The 21,051-nt window shown below is 63.3% G+C and carries 20 protein-coding genes and 1 tRNA gene; 5 read left to right on the top strand and 16 right to left on the bottom strand.

What is annotated here, in order from left to right:
• Positions 1–183: 183 nt before the first annotated feature.
• From RDV64_RS19795 to secG, 13 genes are all read right to left on the bottom strand, one after another.
• Positions 184–1,295, bottom strand: a protein-coding gene (locus RDV64_RS19795) for an IS3 family transposase (protein ID WP_309195819.1) whose coding sequence is annotated in 2 segments (ribosomal slippage) — positions 184–1,046 and positions 1,046–1,295 — 1,113 coding nt in all. Because the reading frame shifts where the segments join, the coding sequence is not laid out codon by codon here.
• 264 nt (positions 1,296–1,559) lie between these two features.
• A tRNA-Lys gene (locus RDV64_RS19790) sits at positions 1,560–1,635 on the bottom strand.
• Between the two features lie 125 nt (positions 1,636–1,760).
• On the bottom strand, positions 1,761–2,453 hold the full coding sequence (locus RDV64_RS19785) for an FAD-binding oxidoreductase (RefSeq protein ID WP_309196680.1): 693 nt from the start codon (positions 2,451–2,453) through the stop codon (positions 1,761–1,763).
• A 107-nt stretch (positions 2,454–2,560) separates the two neighbouring features.
• A complete protein-coding gene (locus RDV64_RS19780) occupies positions 2,561–2,947 on the bottom strand; it encodes a hypothetical protein (RefSeq protein WP_309196679.1) in 387 nt (128 codons plus the stop codon).
• Between the two features lie 502 nt (positions 2,948–3,449).
• A complete protein-coding gene (locus RDV64_RS19775) occupies positions 3,450–4,145 on the bottom strand; it encodes a glutathione S-transferase (protein WP_309196678.1) in 696 nt (231 codons plus the stop codon).
• A 65-nt stretch (positions 4,146–4,210) separates the two neighbouring features.
• Positions 4,211–5,113, bottom strand: coding sequence for an AEC family transporter (locus RDV64_RS19770; RefSeq protein WP_309196677.1), 903 nt, complete (start codon positions 5,111–5,113; stop codon positions 4,211–4,213).
• Between the two features lie 63 nt (positions 5,114–5,176).
• Entirely contained in the window at positions 5,177–5,506 is a 330-nt protein-coding gene (locus RDV64_RS23900) for a type II toxin-antitoxin system RelE/ParE family toxin (RefSeq protein ID WP_375143772.1), read from the bottom strand.
• The gene (locus tag RDV64_RS19760) at positions 5,499–5,759 is read right to left on the bottom strand and encodes a type II toxin-antitoxin system ParD family antitoxin (RefSeq protein WP_309196675.1); all 261 of its coding nucleotides are present in this window, start codon (positions 5,757–5,759) and stop codon (positions 5,499–5,501) included. Before RDV64_RS19760 ends, RDV64_RS23900 begins: the two co-directional genes overlap by 8 nt.
• Positions 5,760–5,828: 69 nt before the next feature.
• The gene (locus tag RDV64_RS19755; protein ID WP_309196674.1) at positions 5,829–6,806 is read right to left on the bottom strand and encodes a DUF4062 domain-containing protein; all 978 of its coding nucleotides are present in this window, start codon (positions 6,804–6,806) and stop codon (positions 5,829–5,831) included.
• Positions 6,807–6,834: 28 nt separating this feature from the next.
• Complete coding sequence (locus RDV64_RS19750; protein WP_309196673.1) at positions 6,835–8,463, bottom strand: CTP synthase; 1,629 nt, start codon at positions 8,461–8,463, stop codon at positions 6,835–6,837.
• Positions 8,464–8,592: 129 nt separating this feature from the next.
• Positions 8,593–9,459 carry an FkbM family methyltransferase gene (locus RDV64_RS19745; RefSeq protein WP_309196672.1) on the bottom strand — a complete coding sequence of 289 codons (867 nt, stop codon included), beginning with the start codon at positions 9,457–9,459 and terminating at the stop codon, positions 8,593–8,595.
• A 442-nt stretch (positions 9,460–9,901) separates the two neighbouring features.
• Entirely contained in the window at positions 9,902–10,441 is a 540-nt protein-coding gene (locus tag RDV64_RS19740; protein ID WP_309196671.1) for a hypothetical protein, read from the bottom strand.
• A gap of 130 nt (positions 10,442–10,571) precedes the next feature.
• A complete protein-coding gene (gene secG, locus RDV64_RS19735; protein ID WP_309196670.1) occupies positions 10,572–11,030 on the bottom strand; it encodes a preprotein translocase subunit SecG in 459 nt (152 codons plus the stop codon).
• A 190-nt stretch (positions 11,031–11,220) separates the two neighbouring features.
• Here secG and RDV64_RS19730 point away from each other — a divergent pair, with 190 nt between their 5' ends.
• The 3 genes from RDV64_RS19730 to RDV64_RS19720 all read left to right on the top strand — a co-directional run bounded on the left by RDV64_RS19730 (position 11,221) and on the right by RDV64_RS19720 (position 15,038).
• On the top strand, positions 11,221–11,424 hold the full coding sequence (locus tag RDV64_RS19730; protein ID WP_309196669.1) for a hypothetical protein: 204 nt from the start codon (positions 11,221–11,223) through the stop codon (positions 11,422–11,424).
• A gap of 29 nt (positions 11,425–11,453) precedes the next feature.
• Positions 11,454–13,148 carry a hypothetical protein gene (locus tag RDV64_RS19725; RefSeq protein WP_309196668.1) on the top strand — a complete coding sequence of 565 codons (1,695 nt, stop codon included), beginning with the start codon at positions 11,454–11,456 and terminating at the stop codon, positions 13,146–13,148.
• 321 nt (positions 13,149–13,469) lie between these two features.
• Entirely contained in the window at positions 13,470–15,038 is a 1,569-nt protein-coding gene (locus RDV64_RS19720) for a hypothetical protein (protein WP_309196667.1), read from the top strand.
• A gap of 18 nt (positions 15,039–15,056) precedes the next feature.
• Here the strand turns inward: RDV64_RS19720 and RDV64_RS19715 are convergent, their stop codons facing one another.
• Both RDV64_RS19715 and RDV64_RS19710 read right to left on the bottom strand, forming a co-directional pair.
• Positions 15,057–15,560 (bottom strand): 2'-5' RNA ligase family protein, encoded by a 504-nt coding sequence (locus RDV64_RS19715; protein WP_309196666.1) that lies wholly within the window; start codon positions 15,558–15,560, stop codon positions 15,057–15,059.
• Between the two features lie 48 nt (positions 15,561–15,608).
• Complete coding sequence (locus tag RDV64_RS19710; protein WP_309196665.1) at positions 15,609–16,613, bottom strand: hypothetical protein; 1,005 nt, start codon at positions 16,611–16,613, stop codon at positions 15,609–15,611.
• A gap of 224 nt (positions 16,614–16,837) precedes the next feature.
• On the opposite strand from RDV64_RS19710, the gene aspS reads away from it, so the two are divergent.
• A complete protein-coding gene (aspS, locus tag RDV64_RS19705; protein ID WP_309196664.1) occupies positions 16,838–18,613 on the top strand; it encodes an aspartate--tRNA ligase in 1,776 nt (591 codons plus the stop codon).
• On the opposite strand, the gene RDV64_RS19700 is transcribed toward aspS, so the two are convergent.
• Positions 18,597–20,183 (bottom strand): GMC family oxidoreductase, encoded by a 1,587-nt coding sequence (locus RDV64_RS19700; protein ID WP_309196663.1) that lies wholly within the window; start codon positions 20,181–20,183, stop codon positions 18,597–18,599. The two genes, aspS and RDV64_RS19700, sit on opposite strands and share 17 nt — an antisense overlap.
• A gap of 237 nt (positions 20,184–20,420) precedes the next feature.
• Between RDV64_RS19700 and RDV64_RS19695 the strand changes: the two genes are divergently transcribed.
• Positions 20,421–21,023, top strand: coding sequence for a hypothetical protein (locus tag RDV64_RS19695; RefSeq protein WP_309196662.1), 603 nt, complete (start codon positions 20,421–20,423; stop codon positions 21,021–21,023).
• Positions 21,024–21,051 lie beyond the last annotated feature (28 nt).

Raw genomic sequence — 21,051 nt, 5'->3', positions numbered from 1 at the left:
GGTGCTCTGGCTAATTCCGGCGCATGACCGCCCACCACAATAATTTAAACGAGGCGGAGCGAATCATCAAGGACTTGCGGCTCGTTAAGCCTCGCAAATGAATCGCCCTACGACTCTAGCGCGTGCCGGTAACTCACGGCCCCACATGGCTAACGGTTGACGTTGCCCCAGAAGTGTCCCCGCTCATAGCTGGACTCTGTTCGTGTTGTGGTCCCATCGGGACCGGGTTGCAAACTCGTTCGGGGTGAGGCCGCCCAGGCTGGTGTGCGGCCTGTCGTGGTTGTAGTCGGTGCGCCATTCCTCAATGATGCGGCGAGCGCCCGGAAGGCTGCGGAAGAGATGCTCGTTGAGGCACTCATCGCGGAAGCGACCGTTCAGGCTCTCTACGAAGCCGTTCTGCATCGGCTTGCCGGGCGCGATGTAGTGCCAATTGACGCGGCGGTCCTCCTGCCATTCGAGGATGGCATGGGAGGTCAGCTCGGTGCCGTTGTCGCTGACGATCGTGAGCGGCTTGCCGCGACTGACGATCAGGCGGTCGAGTTCCCGTGCCACGCGAGCCCCCGACAGTGATGTGTCGACAACGAGCGTCAGGCACTGGCGGGTGAAGTCGTCGAGCACCACCAGCACACGGAAGCGGCGCCCGTCGCTGAGCTGGTCGGAGACAAAGTCGAGGCTCCAGCGCTGGTTTGGTCCTCGCGGCAAGGTCATTGGCGCCCGCGTTCCGATGGCACGTTTTCGGCCGCCGCGCCGTCGTACACTCAGCCTCTCCTCGCGGTATAGGCGGAACAGCTTCTTGTGGTTCACCTCGATACCCTCGCGCCGCAAAAGGATATGCAGCCGCCGATAGCCGAACCGGCGCCGTTCGTTCGCCAGCGTTTTCAGGCGTTGGCGCACCGTCGCATCGTCCGGCCGCTGCGACCGGTAGCGGTAAGTCCTTGGATGCATCCCGATCAGGGCACAGGCGCGCCGCTGGGAATACCCCTTCTTTTCAATCGCCCAACTCACGAAGCCTCTCCGTGCGCTGGGCGTCAGAAGTTTTTTCCCAGAGCGTCCCGCAGCGTCGCCACATCGAGCATCTGTTCGGCGAGAAGCTTCTTCAGGCGGCCGTTCTCATCTTCCAGCGCCTTCAGCCGCCTGGCTTCAGACACTTCCATTCCGCCGTAGCGCTTGCGCCACGTGTAGAACGTCGCGTCGCTGATCCCGTGCTTGCGGCACAGCTCCGACACACCGATCCCCGCGGCATGCTCCTTCAGGACCGCGATGATCTGCTCTTCGCTGAAGCGGCTCTTCTTCATCTCCGTCTCCTTCTGACGGAGTCCAGTTCAGACCGAGGACATTCCAAGGGGCAACGTCACGGTATTTGCACCGATTAGGCCAAATTGGGCGCACATCACTTTGCTGCTTATGCCTCGGCCGGAACCTGGCGCAGGAGCCGGTTGCGACAGTTCGGTTCTGCCTTACGGTTGCTTATTACCTTGCCCAGCGCCCGTTGCCCGGCTTAGAGCCCGTCTTTTTATATCGTCTTAGATACGCGAAGGGGATTAACGCTTTGAAACGGTTGGTACGCCGGCGGGGGCTCGAACCCCGGACCGTTCGATTAAAAGTCGAATGCTCTACCAGCTGAGCTACCGGCGCGTCCGTCGGGGGATGGGTTAGCCTCTTGCGCGGGAAACCTCAACCCGCCTTTCCGGCCTTGCGGGTTTGCGATCCCCGCTTTTTTGCCACGGGCGCCATCCTGACCCCGGACCAGGGTGGCAGCGTCATTCCAGCCACTTGGTTTCGACCACAATGCGGTCGTCCGGAACGCCGTTGTCGCGCAGGTCGGCGATGACGGCCTTCATCATCGACGGTGGACCGCAGACGTAGAAGCGGTGGTCGAGGTTGCCGAGGGTCCGCTTGAGGAATTCGGCGTCGATCTGCCCCTTGGGCAAGGGGGAACCCTCGTGATCGGTGACGGTGAAGATGGTCTGAAGGCCGGTCATTCCCTCCCATTCCTCGCGCAGGATGATGTCGCGCTCGGTCTTGTTGGAATAGACGAGCGTGCAGCCTTCGAGCGTGTTGTTCGCCGCCCTTGCCCGCAGGATGGGAATGAACGGGGTGATCCCGGCGCCGCCTGCGATGAAGACGCCGGCGCCCTTGTCGGAAATGTCACCGGAGGGGTCGTCGACCTCGACCGTGGCGCCGGGCTCCATCGTGCCGATGTGTTCGCTGCCGCCATCATGGTCCGGATTTTCGGCGACGCGGTAGGTCTTGATGACGAACTGGAGGTGGTTCTCGTCCGGCAGGCTGGTGATGGTGAAGGGCTTGCCGGCGTCGCGCATCCCGTCGACCGGAAGATCCCAGTGATTGGCCTGGCCTGGGGTGAAGTCGTACCCGGCGGGACGGTCGAAGGTGAGGTGGACGACGTCGTGGGTGAGGTTTTCGCGCGATTGCAGCGTGAGGGTGTGGGTCATTTGGGGCCTCGTTCGTTTCGAGGTGAACGCGGTGGCCTCAGGTCGGGTTCGCGGGGCGGGGTGTCGCGGGGGGCGTCGGCGGGGCCGGGATACGGCGCGCGACCGTTTCAGGATTTTTGCGGGCGGTAGCGAAGGGCCTTCGGAAGCGGGCCCTTGCCGTGGCGCGCGGGATGGGCGTGGGCAGGCCCGCCGGGGAGTGTTTGCGTGATGGCGCGGGCGGCATCCTCGATTTCGCGCAAGGCGGCCAGCTGGCGGTTTGTACGTTCGCGATAGTCGCGGCGTTCCCTTGCGGCGGCCGCGGCGGTGGCGGCTTTTTCGGCGGCCATGGTTTTGACGAGGGCGGCTTCGCGCAGGGCGCGGGCGGTGCGGTAGGCCTCGCGCGCCGTTTTGCGAGCAATGAGGCGCGCGGCGCTGGCGGCGTTGCGGCGGCGGGCGCCTGCGGCCTTTGTTTCGGGTTTTGCGGCGCGGCGGGCGCGGCGTCTTCTGTGGTTCATGGTGCCGTCCTTTCGCGGGGTTGGCAGGGGTGATCGGCCCGCGCCGCTGGATTGCGGGCAGGTGGAATGGGGGAGAGGGCGGGACGCTGTGGGCGCAACCGCTAAGATAATTTGTGAGGTTGCCCCCACAGTGTCCCGCCTTCGGCGTGGACGGGGCGAGCGGTTTCCCGCACCGGCTCTCCGGCTGCCACTGGAGGGACCTTGGCTCGGGCGCCTTGTTGCCCGTCCTTGCTTTCGCCCCTCCGCCCGCTTCGGCGGATTGAATTGGGCGCGCCCCTCTCTCTCGACCGCCGTTCGGGTGGCCCCGGCGGCGGCAGCGGCCTCGACCCGGCCAGCTTCGTGACGCGGCGTCCGTTACGCGCCGTTTCGCAAAGCAGCCGAAGCCCCTGGCTCTCGTGGCGGACGGTCCGGCACACGCCTCCCCCTTGAGCCAGATGGCGAAGGGAGGATGCCACGGGTTTTGGCGGCGGGGATTAGTTGCGCCCGGCGCCGGGCGTCGAATTCAGATGATTTTGCGCAGCGAGGCCTCGATCTGGCCGCCGCACCATTCATTGCCATAGGCCTCGTCGCTGCGGCGCTGGAGGTCCTTTTGTGCGGGAATGGCTGCGATCCGGTCCGACAGGGCGGCGATGGCGGGGGCGGTTTGTTCCAGAGCTGAGCGCAGCGGCGGGAGCTGGCGCGTCATCACGCCCCAGAGGGCGTGAGTGGCAAAATCGGCAATGCCGGGACTTTCGGTGCCGAGGATGTGGCCCTGTACGGGGGTGAGGCCGTGGCGGTGGCCGAGCTCTTCGAAAATCGTCATCCAGCGGGTGAGGCGGGGGCGGTATTCGGCCCACGCGTCATCGGTCCACATCTGCGCGCCGTTGAAGCGCGTCATTTCGTAAAGGACGTCGTTGGCGTCGGCGACGACCTTGTGGGTGAGGGCGGCGCGGACGGGGTCTTCCGGCATCAGGCCGTGCTTGTGACCGAGGTAGGCGAGGATCGCCCCGGTCTGCGCGAGGGTGACGCCGGCCGCATGATCGGTGAGGAGCGGCGGGCCCATGTGGGGGACAAGCTGGTCCGCCGGGGCGCGGGCGCGCTGGTCCGCAACCTCGCCGATGTCCGCTTCCTGCCAGCTTGCGCCCGCATGGGTGAGGACGATGCGGACGAACTGGCCGCGGAAGGGGAAGGGCCAGTAGTGCAGCGTGTAGTCGGTCATGGCTGAGGTCCGTTGGGGCAGGGCTTGCCCTGAGTTGGGGGCTTTGGCGGCCTTTGCCAGGGGGGTCAGGCGAGCGCGGCCAGCGTGAACAGGGTGAGGACGCTCGACCAGATGATGACCTTGGCGATGGCATCGGTCCTGACGCCGTAGAGAAGGGCGAGGCTGAAGGCCATGGCGCCCGCGGGGCCGGCCGAGCCCAGAATATATTGCTGCGATGCGCCGGGGGACGTGATTTCAAGCCCCGCCCACACCGCGAGCGGAAAGACGGCGAGCTTGATGAGGGTGAAGGCGACGACCGTGCGGTCCGGCGTCAGCGGGGCCTGCGACAGGACCACGCCCAGCGAGAACAACGCGACGGGGGCCGCCGCGCCGCCGTTGAAGTCCACGAACGTCTCGACCGGGGCGGGGAGGGTGATTCCGAGGAGGTTGAGCGTGAGGCCGGACGCCATCGCGATGAGGAGCGGCGTCTTTGCGATGCTGAGAAGCGTGCGTTTGAGGTTGGTGCGTGTTTTGGCGAAGACTTCCATCGCGATGATGAAGCTTGCGAAGACGAGCGTTGAATCCAGCGTGACGATTTCGGTGACGGGGAGGATGTTGCCCTGCCCGTAAAGGATGATCGACAGCGGCAGGACGTAAAGGACGGTGTTGGAGAAGATGCCGGCCATGGCGAGCAGCAGCGCTTCGGCGAGCGGGCGGTGGAAGACGTACCGCGCCAGCGCGAAGCCGAGGGCGAAGACGACGGCTTCGGCGGCGGCGTAGGTGGCGATGGGGGTCGCCTCGAAGTCTTCCAGCGGGGCGCGGACGATGAGGCCGAAGAGGAGGGTGGGCAGCATCAGCGTGAGCGCGAAGCGGTTGAGCGCGCGCGCCTGCTCGACGGTGGTGTGGCCGGTGCGGCCGAGCCCGTAGCCGATGGCGACGATGGCGAAGACCGGGAGGATGGGGTTGAGGAGGGTTTGGAGGATGGTCACGCCGCTGGTATGCGGCGGGAAATTTGTGGGGGCAAGCATCTGATTGTTGCTTGCGGCGGGGTGCTATAGGTCGCGTGTCATCTCGGCTAGCCGCCGGGGCATGTCCTGCCTCGGGTGGAGGAAATCGATGATGATGATTTCGTCAGGACGATCGATGAATACGATGAGGTGCGCGCCGGCTCGTGTGAGGAAAAGGTCATCGGGGAGGGTCGGATCGATCGCTGCGCGCGCTTTGCGAACATGAGACCTGCCATCTGCCACAGCGTTGCACCGGGCGATGATTTCCGCCTCGTACGAGCTCGCCTGACGATCGCCGAAAGTGTCGAGAGTCCACTCCGCGATCTCGACGAGGCGGGCGCTGGCGCGCTGTGACAGGCGCCAGGGCTTAGGCACGCCGCTGGCGAGCTTCCTCGAACGCAGCGTGTACGGCGTCCTCGCCGGCGCCGGGGGTGAGTTCGCCGCGGACGGCTTCGTCGTAGCCTGCCGCAAGGCGGCTGCGCAGCGCCGTGCTTCTGGCTTCGTCGTCTTCGAGGAGCCGCAGGGCGGCGCGCACGGCGTCGCTCACGTCATGAAACTGGCCGCTGGCGATGAGCTGCGTGAGGAGCGCGTCCTGGTCGTCCTCGACGAGGATCGTGTGTTTGCCCATTAGTCTCGCTTCCGCTATTTTTCGCTAGACTATGCGCCGTCGATAAACGGGTGCAAAGTGAGGATTGAGCTAGAACGGTATATCATAATCGTAGGGCTCGTTGACCTCACTCATTGACAGAAATGCAGCCTTAAGTAGATATCTTTTTTTGTCTTGTATGGTATAAATGATTGCCCCATCTGGGGAAGTTTTTGATTCAATAAGTTCGAAAACATTAAAGAACAACTTAATCTGATTGACATTTTTTGGGTGAGCATCGAATTCGGAACCGGTATTTGAGTGTATTAGATCGTGAATTCCACTCTTAATTTCCTCATCGTTTGTGCCTTCAAAAAGGCTTGCAGCAAAGTGCTCAATAACTTGCTTTCCGTCGAGGCGTAAGGTTTGAAGGTAGGAGTCATCGTAATACAAGATATTGATCTTGGCTCGGTCAATAGCCTCGTATTCGTCTATCTTTATTCGAAGGGTTGAGATTCTTGAAGAAAGGCTTTTAACAAGCTCCTTGCTGCGAATTGCTTCTTTAATCAGGTCTTCACTGGCTGCATTATTTCCACGAATCCATCCAACTTGCGGATTTGATCTCATCTCCTGAGAGAGCGCTGAAAAGACTTTCCCTGTCAGATCTGAAATAGCGGAAAAATATTTGACAACTCGGCCGGAGCTAGCACGGTCACGGAATTCAATTAATTTCTCCAGTTGTGATTTATCTTGTTCAACGTTGCCATGCTGAATTTTGTTTATATCCTCGTGTATAAACGTCAATATTGGTATCTTTTTGTGTTCCGCGTAATTTAATTCTTTCTCAGTATAACTAATGCCGTTCCCGTCCACGCTTCCATACCTGCCGCCTATCACTAGGATATAGTAGTCGCACTCATCAATAACCCTATAGATGTAATCTATTTGAGAATCGTTTGTTGCAGGAAATAGCTCCATTCCTGCCGGAATGTGATTTAAATCGAGCACAGCGCGAATAATTGCGTCGCGTTCGTCTTTAAGGTCTTTGTAAGTAGAACTGACAAATATTTGGTACTTCGGGTCATTCATATTCGTGTTCTGACCTAATTATTCTGGGTTACACTAACCGAGACTGCTCCACAGCCGCCGCAACAAACCCCGCAAACAACGGATGCGGCTCAAACGGCCGGCTCTTCAGCTCCGGATGGAACTGCACCCCGATGAACCACGGGTGCCCCTCCATCTCCACAGTCTCCGGCAGCACCCCATCAGGCGAAGTCCCGGAAAACCGCATCCCCTTCGCCTCCAGCGCCTCGCGATAAAGCATGTTGACCTCGTAGCGGTGGCGGTGGCGCTCCTCGATCTGGGTGGTGCCGTAGACCTCGGCGATGCGGGTGTCCGCGCCAAGGTCGGCCGGGTAGGCGCCGAGGCGCATCGTGCCGCCGAGGTTGCCGCCGGCGGCGCGGCGCTCCAGCGCGTTGCCGCGGAGCCATTCGGTCAGGAGGCCGACCACGGGCTCGGGGGTCTCGCCGAACTCGGTGGAGCTGGCGGCGGGGAGGCCGGCGAGGTTCCGCGCCGCCTCGATCACCGCCATCTGCATCCCGAAACAGATCCCGAAATAGGGGACCAGGCGCTTGCGGGCAAAACCGGCCGCCGCAATCTTGCCCTCCGCCCCGCGCTCGCCAAAACCGCCGGGGACGAGGATGCCGTGGACGTCTTCAAGATGCGCGGCGGGGTTCTCGGTCTCGAACACGGACGCCTCGATCCATTCGAGGTTGACGCGCACGTTGTTGGCGATGCCGCCGTGGGTGAGCGCCTCGATGAGCGATTTGTAGGCGTCTTTGAGCTCGGTGTACTTGCCGATGATGGCGATGGTCACCTCGCCCTCGGGGTTGGCAAGGCGGCGGGAGATCTCGTGCCAGCGGGAGAGGTCGGCGTCCGGCGCGTCGGTGATGCCGAACGCGGCGAGAACTTCGGAATCGAAGCCCTCCTCGTGGTAGGCGACGGGGACGTCGTAGATGGTGCCGACGTCGAGCGCGGGGATGACGGAGGTCTCGCGCACCGAGCAGAAGAGGGCGAGCTTGCGCCGCTCGGACACGGGAATGGGGCGGTCGCAGCGCACCAGCAGAATGTCGGGCTGGATGCCGATGGAGCGGAGCTCTTTCACCGAGTGCTGGGTGGGCTTGGTCTTGAGTTCGCCCGCCGCCGGGATCCAGGGCATCAAGGTGAGGTGGATGAAGAGGGTGTCGCCGCGCGGGAGGTCCACCGAGAGCTGGCGGATCGCCTCGAAGAAGGGCAGGCCCTCGATGTCGCCGACCGTGCCGCCGATTTCCACCAGCACGAAGTCGTAGTCCTCGTTGCCGGTCAGGACGAACTGCTTGATGGCGTCGGTGACGTGGGGGATCACCTGGACGGTGCCGCCGAGATAGTCGCCCCGGCGCTCCTTGGTGAGGATGTCCTGGTAGATGCGGCCGGTGGTGATGTTGTCCTGCTTGTTGGCGGGACGGCCGGTGAAGCGCTCGTAGTGGCCAAGGTCGAGGTCGGCCTCGGCGCCGTCGTCGGTGACGAAGACCTCACCGTGCTGGTAGGGGCTCATCGTGCCGGGGTCGACGTTGAGGTAGGGGTCGAGCTTGCGAAGGCGGACCTTGTAGCCGCGGGCCTGAAGAAGGGCACCCAGCGCGGCAGAGGCGAGACCCTTGCCCAGCGAAGAAACGACGCCGCCTGTGATGAATACGTAGCGCGGCATAATTCCCCCGGAAGTTCGCGTCCGGGGCTACTCAAAAGCACGGGCGGCCGCGGGCTTCAAGCGCGGCGGCCCGGATCGAGGGCGGTTATGCCCCGCTAAAGGGACGGCCGCCGCAGCGCCCGCGCGGTTCTAGACGCCGATCGCGCCGGCGCCGATGGGCGAAGCTGCGATCACCTGCGCCAGCTGATCCCGGAAGTTGCGGTGCAGCTTTGTGCGCGAGATCAGCACGTTGTGATACTCGCGGAACTCGTAGTCGTCGCCCTTGTGGTCCTTCAGGTCCATGGAATATTCGTGGATGGCGATGTTGGTGTCGTCGATCACGTAGACCGCCGCGTATCCGTGCGGGCGGAGGACGTCGACCATCTCCATGAGGTTCTCGCGCGACAGGATTTCCAGAACGAGGAAGGGCTTGTTGTGGGAGAGGAAGGCCTTGGCGCCCTGGAGAGCCGGGACCTCGTGGTTCTCCACGTCGATCTTGACGAGACCAACCTGCGGCCGGCCAAGCGATTCCCAGTGGTCGTCGATGCTGGTCACCGGCACCGTCTTCTCGACCACGCCCTTTCGCTTCAGCCGGTTGGGCAGCGCTTCGATGGATGCGCCGGTCCACATGGTCTCTGCCTCGTCAAAGAAGACCGAGACTTCTCCCGATTCGCGAGACACGCCCTTGGGCACGATGGTGACCTTGTCGGCCACGTTCGATATCGCGAAGTTGACGGCGGCACGGGCGCGAATGTGCTCCAGAATCTCGAAATAGTGCACCTCGGTCGCCCAGTTCGACCTGGCGGCAACCAGCGAGAACAGGCCGGTGTGACCGCCAATGTCCCAGACCATCCGGGTCGTTTTTGCAAGTTGCCCGAAGAGGATCATCGTCAGGCATTCATAAGACCCTTCGCCGAAATAGAAGAAGGTACGGGCAACGTTGTCGTCGTCTTCCACCCACATGGTCATGGGCATGACACCAGGGACGCGAACATCGACCGGGCCGTGATAGGCCATTTCTTTCCGCAGCTTCTGGAAGATCGGCAAGTGTCCTTTGACACTCCGGGCCCTGAACCCGAGTTGCATGAAGGGCCGGCTGGCGAGCGCGCGTTGATTATCGTCCGATTTTGTTTCCACACCCAGCTCGCGTTATGATGATTTATGCAAAAGAAATGGAGCGCCAAGCAAAAAGCCGAGCGCTGTGCAGCATAGCTTTATCGCAAACACATGCCGCTCAATCAATCCGGGTAATGTGCCGCGAAATCTATCGAGCCGTAGACACGGAGGCGCGGCACCGTGGGATTGGATCCGTTCGCGAACACGGTCCGCACTCTCAGCCTTGTCCGCAAGCATGCGGGGATCATCGATGCGGGGACGCCTACGGGCGAGTTGGGCCGCAGCAGGTCAGAATGCGCCACTCGATGAAGGGGAGGTCGTGTCGGCTTATCTTAAGCCTCGATCATCCGTTTGACCGTGGGAAGGCCTCGTCGAAATCGACGCTGTTGATCCTGGCGATCCAGTCCGCGTCGAGGTTCAGCAGGGCCTCGGCGACATCGACATGTCCCTTGGCAACGGCTTGCGCTGCCGCGGCTGACAGGAGCATCGGCTGATCCCACGCCTCGGCGCGGTGGCGGCTTACGTTTTCAACCAGTTGCGTGATCGCGCGATGATAATCGTCCGCAAAAGGCACGGGGATGTCAGGCCCACGGCCAGTTTGCCGGGCGACCTCAACGGCTGTTGGCAGTTGGAAAAAACCGAAGTCGACGGGACCGCTTGCTTCGCTTGCAATCTGCACGATGTGGGGAATGGCTGCGTAGGACGCGGTGAACACGTCGCCCTGATGGCACAAGCACGACCAGAGAGTGAACCATGGTTCGTCCTGGTCGCGCGCCTTTGGAGCGGTGGATGAGGCCAGGGTCCGCAGCAGGCTGGGGATATTGGCCGCATCACCGTAGGCGTGCCGCAACTCGCTCCAACGGGGGTCATCGAGGGATAGCATCGGACCACATCTGGCGACCGCCGGAAGAATGCGGCCGGTGCCGGATCCTGCGCGCTCGATCTTGCCGGGCGCGTTGCAACCGCCCGTGAAGCGGGGCGGTTGCGGGAGTGGGCGGGGTCGCCCGGCGGGCCTACTGGCCCGTGGGAACCTGCGGAGACGTCGGCGCGGCAGGGGTGCTCGGTGCTTCAGGCGCAGCGGCGTCACCGGAAGGCGGGGCGGGGGTGCCGTCCGCTTCGGGCTGGAGCGCGTCCAGAATGCCGGTGCCTGTGCCGCGGGTTTCACCGTCGCCCAGCGGGGTGCCGCTTTCGGTTCCGGTCAGACCATCGAGGATGGACGGTGCGCCGGCCTGCTGGCGGGCAAGGATGCCAAGGCCCAGCGAGGTGACGAAGAAGGCAATGGCCAGGAAGGTGGTGGTGCGCGTCAGAAGGTTGGCACTGCCGCGGGCGGAGAACATGCCGCCGCCGGCGCCACCCCCGCCACCACCACCGCCGCCGATACCGAGCCCGCCGCCTTCCGAGCGCTGCAGGAGAATGACGGCGATCAAGGCGATCACGATCATCAGGTGGATGACGATGATGACGGTCTGCATGGGAAAGTCCTACTCGCGGCGTTGGCCGTATGTAGCGAAGACACGGTGTGAATTAAAAGGGGGTCAGCGTTTGGTCGCGCCAGACAGCGGCTCGCATATAGGACGCAATGGCGCGCGAGGATAGTGCAGGCGGCCATCGGCGATGGCTTTTTTGCCGGAGACAGGCCAGTTGCCCGCCCGAAGGCGCCTTGTGACGCCAATGCTGATAACAGATTTTGATCCGCCGGAACCCCGCAATGCGTGCATTTTAAGTGGCGCGCGCGGCAAGACGACGTATTTTTTTTCCCGCCGCCATGCCGGCGCGCTCAGTGATTTGGAGCAGATTGGCGCGGGCTGGATTTTCGTGATCTCGGATGCGCCGCAAGTGGTTTATCCTGCGCGTGGGTGCCCATAAATTGTTGCCGTCGAAAAAGGTAATCGGTCATGTCGTTCCAGGCGATCCTTGCGGGCGGTGCTTATTCTCTGAACAATTTTCACGGGAAAGGCGTGCCGGTCATCCTCACCTATGCGTTTGCCGGCCGGGGGGATTTGCGGGGCACCGACTATGCGGTGGCCGACGCCAAGCTGAAGGCCGCAGCGCGAGGGGCCATGGCCAAGATGGAAGACGTTGCGGGTGTCCGCTTCGTTCAGGTCGAGCCGTCTGCTGACGAGATGATCAGCATTTTTTACAACGACGATACTGACGGATACTCCTGGGCGAACTACCCGTACACCTTTGAGACTGGTGAAAATTCCAGCGGCTCCATCGGCATGAACCGCTTTTATGGCAACTACGCGCGAGGGTCGGGCGCCTTCCAGATCATGCTGCATGAGCTTGGCCATGCGGTGGGGTTGAAGCACCCGTTCGATGGCAGCCCGCGCCTGCCGCCGGCACGCGACAACACCAACCACACCGTGATGTCGTATGACTGGGCGGGGCCGAACAAGACCGCTTATCAGTCGCTGGACGTTCGCGCGCTCACTTATCTTTACGGGGACGACAGCGCGCTCGCCGGCGTGGGTGTCCGCTGGTTTGCCGGCGCTGACATCTTGCAGATCTCCGGCACGGCACGGGGCGACAGGCTGATCGGCGTGAATGGCGACACGCGCATTCTGGGCCGGTCCGGCAATGATTTGCTTGTGGGGCGCGCTGGCGACGACACGCTGCATGGCAACGCACACTGGGACAGGCTGTACGGCTACAGCGGCGACGACCGGCTTTGGGGCGGCGATGCTGGCGACGTGCTTGTGGGCGGGCGCGGGGACGATACGCTGATTGGCGAGCGCGGCAACGATGTGCTGCGCGGCGGGGAGGGCAGCGACCTTCTGACCGGCGGCAACGGGAAGGATCGTCTCTCCGGCGGGGACTCCAGGGACACGCTGGCCGGCTTTGCCCACAACGATACGCTGGATGGGGGCGGCGGCTCTGACATGCTTCATGGCGGCGACGGTGCCGACCGACTGCTCGGCGGCGGAGGCAACGACACCATCAGCGGCGGTGCGGGGCCGGACATCATCACCGGCGGTGCCGGAAATGACTGGCTGTGGGGCGGATCTGGCGGCGACCGAATGTTTGGCGGAGACGGCAACGACACGCTGAAAGGGCAGGAGCAGCCCGACATCCTGAATGGCGGGGCAGGCCATGACATTCTGGATGGCGGCGACTGGAGCGACCTTCTGAACGGCGCCAACGGCAACGATACCCTGTTTGGCGGCACGGGCGACGACACGCTCACGGGCGAGCGCGGCGCCGACATATTGTGGGGCGGTGGCGGCAAGGACAGGCTTTTTGGCGGTCCGGGGGCCGACACGCTGGTTGGTGACCTGTGGGACGACACGCTGAACGGTGGGGACGGACAGGATCTGCTGGTTGGCGGACAGGGTACCGATCTGATGAGTGGCGGGGCTGCTGCGGACATTTTCGTTCTCGGCACGAACGCTGGCCGCGACACGATTGCAGATTTCGATCCGGATGAGTTCGACCGGCTGATGATCCGCGATCTCGGCATTTCCGCCGAACAGGCGCTGAACCGGCTAGTGGTTGCCGGCGATGACATGATGTTCACATGGGGCGGCGTGGAAACCAGACTGCTTGGCAATGCGACCACGAACTTCGACATGGCGGACTTCATCGTCTGACAAACGCCGCCTGCAAAAAGCGTAGCGTTTATGCCACCGAGCCGCCGTGCATGGCGGCCGGGCGAGAACGACGGCGACACTTCATTGCAGGATCTTGTTATTTTGCGTTAGAGATAGATTGCGCATCAGTCTGGACTGTAAGCCCAGCGTTCGCAGGGAAAAATACAGTCAACATGTGTGGAGTGAGTCTTGTTTAGAGTGTTTGACGGAATTCTGGCTGGAAAATTTGCAATTTTTCATGGATTCCAGGAGAACAGCCCGCCGGTAATTATTACTTATTCCTTCGCCAGTGCTTCGGATCTTTCCGGTTCGAACTATGCCGTGGCCGACCGCAAGCTGATTGACGCGACAAAGTCTGCAATGGCGGTGATGGCGCGGACCACCGGGATCCAGTTCGTGCAGGTCGAGTCCAGCGCCAACGAGATGATCTCGGTCTTCCACAACGATGATGTGGAAGGGGTGTCCTGGGCGAACTATCCGAACACCACGCCGTGGAGCCAGAGCACGTCCGGCTCGATCGGCATGAACCGGTTTTACGGCGATTATACCAAGGGTAGCGCCGGTTTTCAGATCATGCTGCACGAGCTTGGCCATGCCGTGGGCCTCAAGCATTCGTTCGACGGCGTGACCCACCTCCAGTCCCGGTACGACAACACCGAGTACACGGTGATGTCCTATAACTGGGAAGGGAGCTACAAGTCCGATTACCAGTCGCTGGACAAACAGGCGCTGCAATCTCTCTACGGTTCGCCCCGCGGGCTCGATGGCGTGACGATGCGCTGGTACGCCGGGCCGGACGTGATGGTGGTGGACGGGACCACCGACGGGGATACGCTGATCGGCGTCAACGACGACACCTGGATCCGCGGCGACGTGGGCAGCGACCTTCTGATGGGCCGGGGCGGCGACGATACGCTGGACGGCAACGCCCAGTGGGACACCCTGCGCGGTTTCAATGGCGACGATCTCCTGCTGGGGGGCAACGCCGGAGACTATCTGTTCGGCGGCAACGACAACGACACGCTGCGCGGCCAGAATGGCCACGACGTCGCATCCGGTGAAGATGGCGACGACATGGTTTCCGGCGGGGTTGGCGAAGACAAGCTGTTTGGCGAGTTCGGCAACGACACGCTGCTTGGCGAAGCGCACCAGGACACGCTGAACGGCGGGCCGGGCGACGACCTCATGCTGGGCGGCGACCATTCGGACCTGATGCGCGGCGGCAGCGGCGACGACCGGATGAGCGGCGGCTCCGGCAACGACACGATAAGCGGCGAAAACGACCACGACGCCATGTGGGGCAATGGCGGCTCTGATCGCATGTATGGCGGTCCCGGCGAGGACCGGATGGCCGGCCAGGTGGGCGAGGACACGCTGTTCGGCGGCTCGTGGGACGATTTTTTGAACGGTGGCGCGCACAAGGACCTTTTGCGCGGCGAGACCGGGTACGACACCCTTGTCGGCGGTGATGGCAACGATGTTGCGACCGGCGGTGACCAGAATGACATGCTCTGGGGCGGCACCGGCAATGACCGGCTGTTCGGCGATGCGGGCAGCGACACCCTCAGCGGCCAGCAGGGCAACGATACGCTGGTTGGCGGCACGCGGGAGGACAGCCTCGTCGGCGGCGAAGGCGAAGACGTCATGTTTGGCGGCGAAGGGTCGGACGTTTTCGTCCTGAATGCCCAGGCCGGACACGACCGGATCGCGGACTTCAATGCCAGGGAATACGACCAGCTCCATGTGCGCGGCCTTGGCCTTACGCAGGATGAGGCGCTGGACCGGCTGCATGTCTCCGGCAACGACATGATCTTTTCCTACCGCGGTGTCGAGACGACGCTGACGGGGCAGGCGGAGACGGTGTTCGAGGACTATTTCTTCATCGCCTGACCGGCAAAGGGCTGCGGATCAGCCGCTGAACGATACCGCAGCAAGCGGGTCCCAGGGGCCACCGCGATACCACCAGAGCTGCAGACCCTCCGCCGTGGCGGTGAAGGGCCTGAAGCCGTCCGACAGTGCGGCCAGCGTCGCGCAGGCGGTCTCCGGCGTCACCTTGTTCTGGATAGTGACGTGCGGGCGGAAACGCTCGCGGTCCTGCCGGGTGAGATCGTCCGCAAAGGCATCCGCGAGCGTGCGGCGGACGGAGGCCAGACTTTCGGAGGCGATGCGGTAGGCCACGCCGCGCCCGAGCGGCATGAGCCCGTCCACGGCCACCTTGAAGGGCGCCCTGTTTGCCGCGGCCGCCACCGCCTCGAGAATGCGCGTTTCATCGTCACCGGGCAGTGCGTGGAACAGCGTGAGGTGCGCCGGGATCTTGTTCAATGCCGGCGGGAAGTGGGTGCGGCGCGCGGTTTCGAAAAATGATGCCGATGCCGCATCGAACTGGACGGTGAGGATGATCGGGTCTGCCATGGCCTCCACGTCCGTATCTGCCGCGATGCCAGGCTTCGCCGTTGGGGCTCAGTCCCTCAAGTCCGAGTTGCCGGCGACCTTTGCAAAGCGCCCGGTGCTGTCGACCTCGACCTCGGCCCGGTCGTCCGCGTTCCAGTAGGCCACGTTGCCGAAGCGGAAGACTTTTGGATAGACGGTGATCTTGGTGCTTTTTGCCACATCCTTGTTGTGGTCGATGGACATGATCCCTTCCTGCATCTGGCCGACGGGACGGTAGTTGGAAAGGTTGATGCCTGAAAACCCCATCCCGTCGCGCCGCTCGAAGAGGAAGCCCTCATAGACGTAGCCCTCGATGTGATATTTGTGCCGTGAGCCGACCCGGCCTTCGCCCTTGATCTTTTCCCAGCTGATCAGGGGGTCGATGCCAATTTCGTCGATACCGAAGCCGATGCTGATCGCCGTGCCGTCCTGCTCGGGAATGTTGCAGAGCTGGAAATAGACGTCGCCCCCGGCATTCTCGATACTCCAGCGCGGCGACATGTACTGCCAACCGATCTTGCCCTCCAGAAGGTTGAGCGTTTGCCACTCGTAAAAGATCCCGGCGCCAAGCCCGAAGGAGACCGGTGAGGGGATGAGGTTGAACTGCTTGCCGGACTGGACGACCCCAAGGTCGTCCATCGTCCACTGGACGAAGCGTTTGGCGCTTTCGTGAACCGCCCAGTTGGTGCCGCCAGCCGCAGCCTGGGCTGCCATGGTCTTGAACAGCTTGGCGCCGGTCTTGGCCAGGGTGCTGCCTTTCAGCCCGACCGCAAGCTCCCAGTCGAGACCGGAGGACGTGATGCCCTCCATTTCCGAGCCCTTGCGGCATCCGGTGACGACGAGCGCCGCCAGGGCGGTGCCGACCTCTGCCATGAGGCCGAGACGCTTGCCGGTGACGAGCGCGCGGACCGGAAGCCGTTCGCCGCCCATGTGGAACACGTCGATCTGGTAGACGCTGCCGCCCCCAAGAATAGAGCCGGACACGCCGCCGCCGAGCAGGCCCACCCACGTGGTGTCGGGTTTGAAAGTCGCCATGAAGTCTCCATAAAAGAAACGAGATGATTAAATATGAACTATTGTTTCGTATCAGATGACGATTGCGTAATTTCAAGTAAATGTAGGATGGGGATCCATGCCGGTGTGGTCAAGGCGGCGAGGCCGTTCGGGCGCCGCAAGCCGGTGGGCTTTGGCCAGCGCACCTTGACTTGGGGGCTGCATGATGGCGAATGCGGGCACTACCCCACACCTTGAGGCCTGACATGCATCGCTACCGATCCCACACCTGCGCCACCCTTCGCGCCGAGGATGCGGGGAATAATGTGCGCCTCTCGGGCTGGGTGCACCGTGTCCGCGACCATGGCGGCCTTCTGTTCATCGACCTGCGTGACCATTACGGGCTGACGCAGGTGGTGGTGGACCCCGATTCGCCGGCCTTCAAGGTTGCGGAAACCGTGCGCTCCGAGTGGGTGATCTGCGTCGACGGCGAGGTGAAGGAGCGCGCCGACGAGGTGAAGAACACGCGCCTGCCCACCGGCATGATCGAAGTGTTCGCGCGCGAAATCGAGGTGCTCTCGACGGCGCCGGAACTGCCGGTGCCTGTGTTCGGCGAGCCGGACTACCCGGAAGAGACGCGCCTCAAATACCGCTTCCTGGATCTTCGCCGCGAGACGCTGCACAACGACATCGTGAAGCGGTCACAGATCATCTCGTCGATCCGCAGGCGGATGGTGGAAGGCGGCTTTACCGAGTTCCAGACGCCGATCCTGACAGCATCGTCGCCCGAGGGTGCGCGCGACTTTCTGGTGCCCTCGCGTCTCCACCCCGGCAAGTTCTATGCGCTGCCGCAGGCGCCGCAGCAGTTCAAGCAGCTGATCATGATTGCGGGCTTCGACCGTTATTTCCAGATCGCGCCGTGTTTCCGCGACGAGGATGCGCGCGCCGACCGCTCGCCGGGCGAGTTCTACCAGCTCGACATCGAGATGAGCTTTGTGGAGCAGGAAGACGTATTCTCGGCCGTGGAGCCGGTGCTGCGTGACCTCTTCATGGAATTTGCCGATGGCAAGCGGGTGACGGCGGGCTTCCCGCGCATTCCGTACCGCGAGGCGCTGGCGAAGTACGGCACGGACAAGCCGGACCTTCGCAACCCCATCGAGATGGAAGACGTCACCCAGCATTTCGCGGGCTCCGGCTTCAAGGTGTTTGCGGGGATGATCGAGGCGGACCCGAAGGTGCGCGTCTGGGCGATCCCGGCCAAGACCGGCGGCAGCCGTGCGTTCTGCGACCGGATGAACTCCTGGGCGCAGAGCCAGGGGCAGAAGGGGCTCGGCTACATCTTCTGGCGTGAAGGCGAAGCTGAGGGCGCCGGGCCGGTGGCCAAGAATATCGGGCCGGAGCGGACCGAGGCGCTGCGCGAACAGCTTGGGCTGGCCGCTGGCGACGCCGTGTTCTTTGCCGCAGGACGGCCGGAGCATTTCCGCCAGTTTGCGGGAGTCGCGCGGCAGAAGATCGGCAACGATCTTGGGCTTTGCGACAACGACCAGTTCGCGTTCTGCTGGGTGGTCGACTTCCCGATGTTCGAGTGGGACGAGGAGAACAAGAAGGTCGACTTCTCGCACAACCCGTTCTCCATGCCGCAGGGCGGGATGGAGGCTCTTGAAACCAAGGACCCGCTGGAGATCGACGCATTCCAGTACGACATCGTCTGCAACGGCATCGAGCTGTCGTCGGGCGCAATCCGGAACCACAAGCCGGAAATCATGCGCAAGGCGTTTGCGCTGGCGGGCTACGACCAGTCGGTGCTGGAAGACAAGTTCGGCGGCATGCTGTCGGCGCTGGAATATGGCGCACCGCCGCACGGCGGCATTGCGCCGGGCATCGACCGGATCGTGATGCTCCTTTGCGGCAAGGAGAACCTGCGCGACGTGACGCTGTTCCCCATGAACCAGCGCGCCGAGGACCTGATGATGAAGGCCCCGTCCGACGTGACGCCCGCTCAGCTGCGCGAGCTGCACATCCGCCTCAACCTGCCGAACTGATCGGCACCTTGCCGGTCGCCTTCAGGTGATCGGCAAGACGCAAGGTGAGCGCAAGGAGCGTCAGCGTCGGGTTTGAGGCGCTGCCTGTGGGGAAGACGGCTGAGCCCGCGACATAGAGATTGTCGATGTCCTGGGCTTTTTGCGTGTCGTCCACCACGCTGGTGGCAGGATCGGTGCCCATCCGCGCCGTGCCCATCTGGTGATAGAAGTCGGTGACATTCTCGCGCCAGTCGTCGCCCAGCAACCACGACGGGACCGTGGCTTCGGCAAGACCGGTGCGCGCCAGCTCGCCCTGCACGGTCTCGGCGAACACCCTGAATGTTTTCTGCTCCAGCGCGGTGAGGCGCCAGTCGATCCTGGCGCGAGGCTCGCCAAGGCTGTCGCGCTGGTCTGACAGGGTGATCCGGCTGTCCGGGTTGGGCGCCTGCTCGATATGCGCCCACAGGACCACCGTGGAGCCCCTGGCGGTGGGGGAGCGGCGGCGGACCACAACGTCGCGCATGGTGCGCGGCAATTCCGACACTGCGCCAAACAGGTTTCGGAAATTTCGTGCGGCCGGCATCCGCCCCGCCCCCAGCGATCCGTAAAAGGCGCGGGCCGTCTCCATGGGCGAGCCTTGCGGGAGCTGAAAAACCACCTCGGCGGTGGCATTCATCACCTGGCTTTGCGCCTGAACCTCTGGCGCCAGCGGCACCTTGGGAAAGAGGCGGTAGTGGCGCCGGTTGTGCGGCCGGTAAAGGTGCGCGAAGGCAAACAGATCCTTCGGCACGATGTCGAGCACGTGGCCGCTGGGGTGGTCCTGAAAATAGCGACCCACCACGTCGTGCCGGTTGGCGATCCCGCTCCCGTCCGGCGATGGGGACGCCAGAAGGAGGCGCGCCGTCTCGATGCTGCCGGTGCACACCACAAATGTTTTCGCGGTAAGCGTTCCGGTCCGGCCGCCGGGTGCCTTGAGGGTGACGCGCTCGATCCGCTGTCCGTCTTCGCCGGCCACAAGCCCGGTGGCCGTGGCGTTGAGAAGGATCGTGACGTTGGCAGCCTGCGCCAGCGCGCCGCCATAAAGGGCGGCAAAATTCTTGCGGTGGGAAAGCCACGACATCTGGCAGCCAACCTTTGCAGGGTCGAACGGCGGCGGCGTGACGCCGACGAATTTCCAGCCGTTTGCGCCGTAAGCCATCTGGTCGAGGTGGAGGAGCTGTTCGGCGGGCGTGTACCAGGGCGCCAGCGCCTCATAGGGGATCGGCCAGCCGCTGTTGGGCACATGGGCGCGCGCGGTAAAATCCACAGGATCGAACGGGAGGGACTGGCCGCCCCACAAGGTGGTTGCACCGCCAAGAACCCGAGCACGGCCCTCCTCGGCGCCCGGAAAGGGAAGCCCCGCCACTTCGCACGCGTTGAGGCTGTCGAAATTGTCGCCGGGTGCCGCGCCGCCGCTTTCGGTGATGACGATCCGCGCGCCGGTGCCGGCCAGCGCCCGCGCCAGCGTGATGCCGGCAGCGCCTGCGCCGATGATTGCAATGTCGGCGCTATGGTTGGACGGGGTATCGGTGTTGCGAAAGTCTTGCTGCACGAAGGGCCTCGGCGGATGGGGGGCGAGGGGGCAGGAAGGCGTTCAGGCGGTGGTCTGTCAATTGCGCGGGGTTAGCGTCGTGGTTCCTCGCGCCGTTTTTGTCCGCGTTCAGCATCCAAAACACCGGATGAACGAAGCCTTCGTCTGCGGTTCATGGAAACCGTCTTAGGTTCAGCGGCGTTGTGCAGATAGATGAAGGGTCCGCCGCTTGCGCGGTCCCACTCGGAGGGAGACACGATGAATTTCTTGAAGACGACCGCTGCCGCTGCGCTCTTCGCACTGCCGCTTGCTGGCGCCGCCCAGGCTTTCGGCCCTGTCGCCGTCCCGGCCGGTGCACGCGACGCGGTGATCACCGTGCAGGCCAGCGAAGCGGAGCTGCGCACCTGGGTGCGGAACCTGCGTGAGCAGAAGTTGACGCTGGAAGCCCAGAACGAGAACCTGCGCAGCCGAAACAACGATCTGGAGCGCAAGGCGAACAACCTCGACTCCGCGAGCGCCAATGCCTCCCGGTTGCGCGAGACCAGGGACCGCCTGAAGTCCCAGAACCTGAACCTTCGCGAGCGGGTCGACACGCTCCAGGGTGATGTCAACAAGCTGGAGCGCCGGCTTGCCGCCAACGACAACAACAACTCGCGCAACGAGGTCAGCCGCCTGGAGAAGCAGAACGGCAATCTGCGTTCGCGCATCGACGAGCTGCAGCAGCAGGCCCGGGCCGACAACCAGCAGATCACCGAGCTTCGCGAGCAGGTGCGCGATCGTGGCGCCCGTACTGCCGAGTTCAAGGAAAAGATTGCCGACCTGCAGGACCGCATCAAGCGTCTGCAGAAGCGCGCGAACTAAGCCATTTTGCGCCGGGCCGCCCGGCCAG

The organism is Acuticoccus sp. MNP-M23 (assembly GCF_031195445.1).
In the GTDB taxonomy this organism is placed as follows: domain Bacteria; phylum Pseudomonadota; class Alphaproteobacteria; order Rhizobiales; family Amorphaceae; genus Acuticoccus.
Note: the sequence above shows the minus strand (reverse complement) of the source record. Positions and strands in the feature narration are given on the sequence as shown.

Coding starts and splice junctions, on each gene's coding strand:
- RDV64_RS19785 (WP_309196680.1), bottom strand. CDS start 2,453: ATGACCCACACCCTCACGCTGCAATCGCGCGAAAACCTCACCCACGAC.
- RDV64_RS19780 (WP_309196679.1), bottom strand. CDS start 2,947: ATGAACCACAGAAGACGCCGCGCCCGCCGCGCCGCAAAACCCGAAACA.
- RDV64_RS19775 (WP_309196678.1), bottom strand. CDS start 4,145: ATGACCGACTACACGCTGCACTACTGGCCCTTCCCCTTCCGCGGCCAG.
- RDV64_RS19760 (WP_309196675.1), bottom strand. CDS start 5,759: ATGGGCAAACACACGATCCTCGTCGAGGACGACCAGGACGCGCTCCTC.
- RDV64_RS19755 (WP_309196674.1), bottom strand. CDS start 6,806: ATGAATGACCCGAAGTACCAAATATTTGTCAGTTCTACTTACAAAGAC.
- RDV64_RS19750 (WP_309196673.1), bottom strand. CDS start 8,463: ATGCCGCGCTACGTATTCATCACAGGCGGCGTCGTTTCTTCGCTGGGC.
- RDV64_RS19745 (WP_309196672.1), bottom strand. CDS start 9,459: ATGGCCTATCACGGCCCGGTCGATGTTCGCGTCCCTGGTGTCATGCCC.
- RDV64_RS19740 (WP_309196671.1), bottom strand. CDS start 10,441: ATGCTATCCCTCGATGACCCCCGTTGGAGCGAGTTGCGGCACGCCTAC.
- secG (WP_309196670.1), bottom strand. CDS start 11,030: ATGCAGACCGTCATCATCGTCATCCACCTGATGATCGTGATCGCCTTG.
- RDV64_RS19725 (WP_309196668.1), top strand. CDS start 11,454: ATGTCGTTCCAGGCGATCCTTGCGGGCGGTGCTTATTCTCTGAACAAT.
- RDV64_RS19715 (WP_309196666.1), bottom strand. CDS start 15,560: ATGGCAGACCCGATCATCCTCACCGTCCAGTTCGATGCGGCATCGGCA.
- RDV64_RS19710 (WP_309196665.1), bottom strand. CDS start 16,613: ATGGCGACTTTCAAACCCGACACCACGTGGGTGGGCCTGCTCGGCGGC.
- aspS (WP_309196664.1), top strand. CDS start 16,838: ATGCATCGCTACCGATCCCACACCTGCGCCACCCTTCGCGCCGAGGAT.
- RDV64_RS19695 (WP_309196662.1), top strand. CDS start 20,421: ATGAATTTCTTGAAGACGACCGCTGCCGCTGCGCTCTTCGCACTGCCG.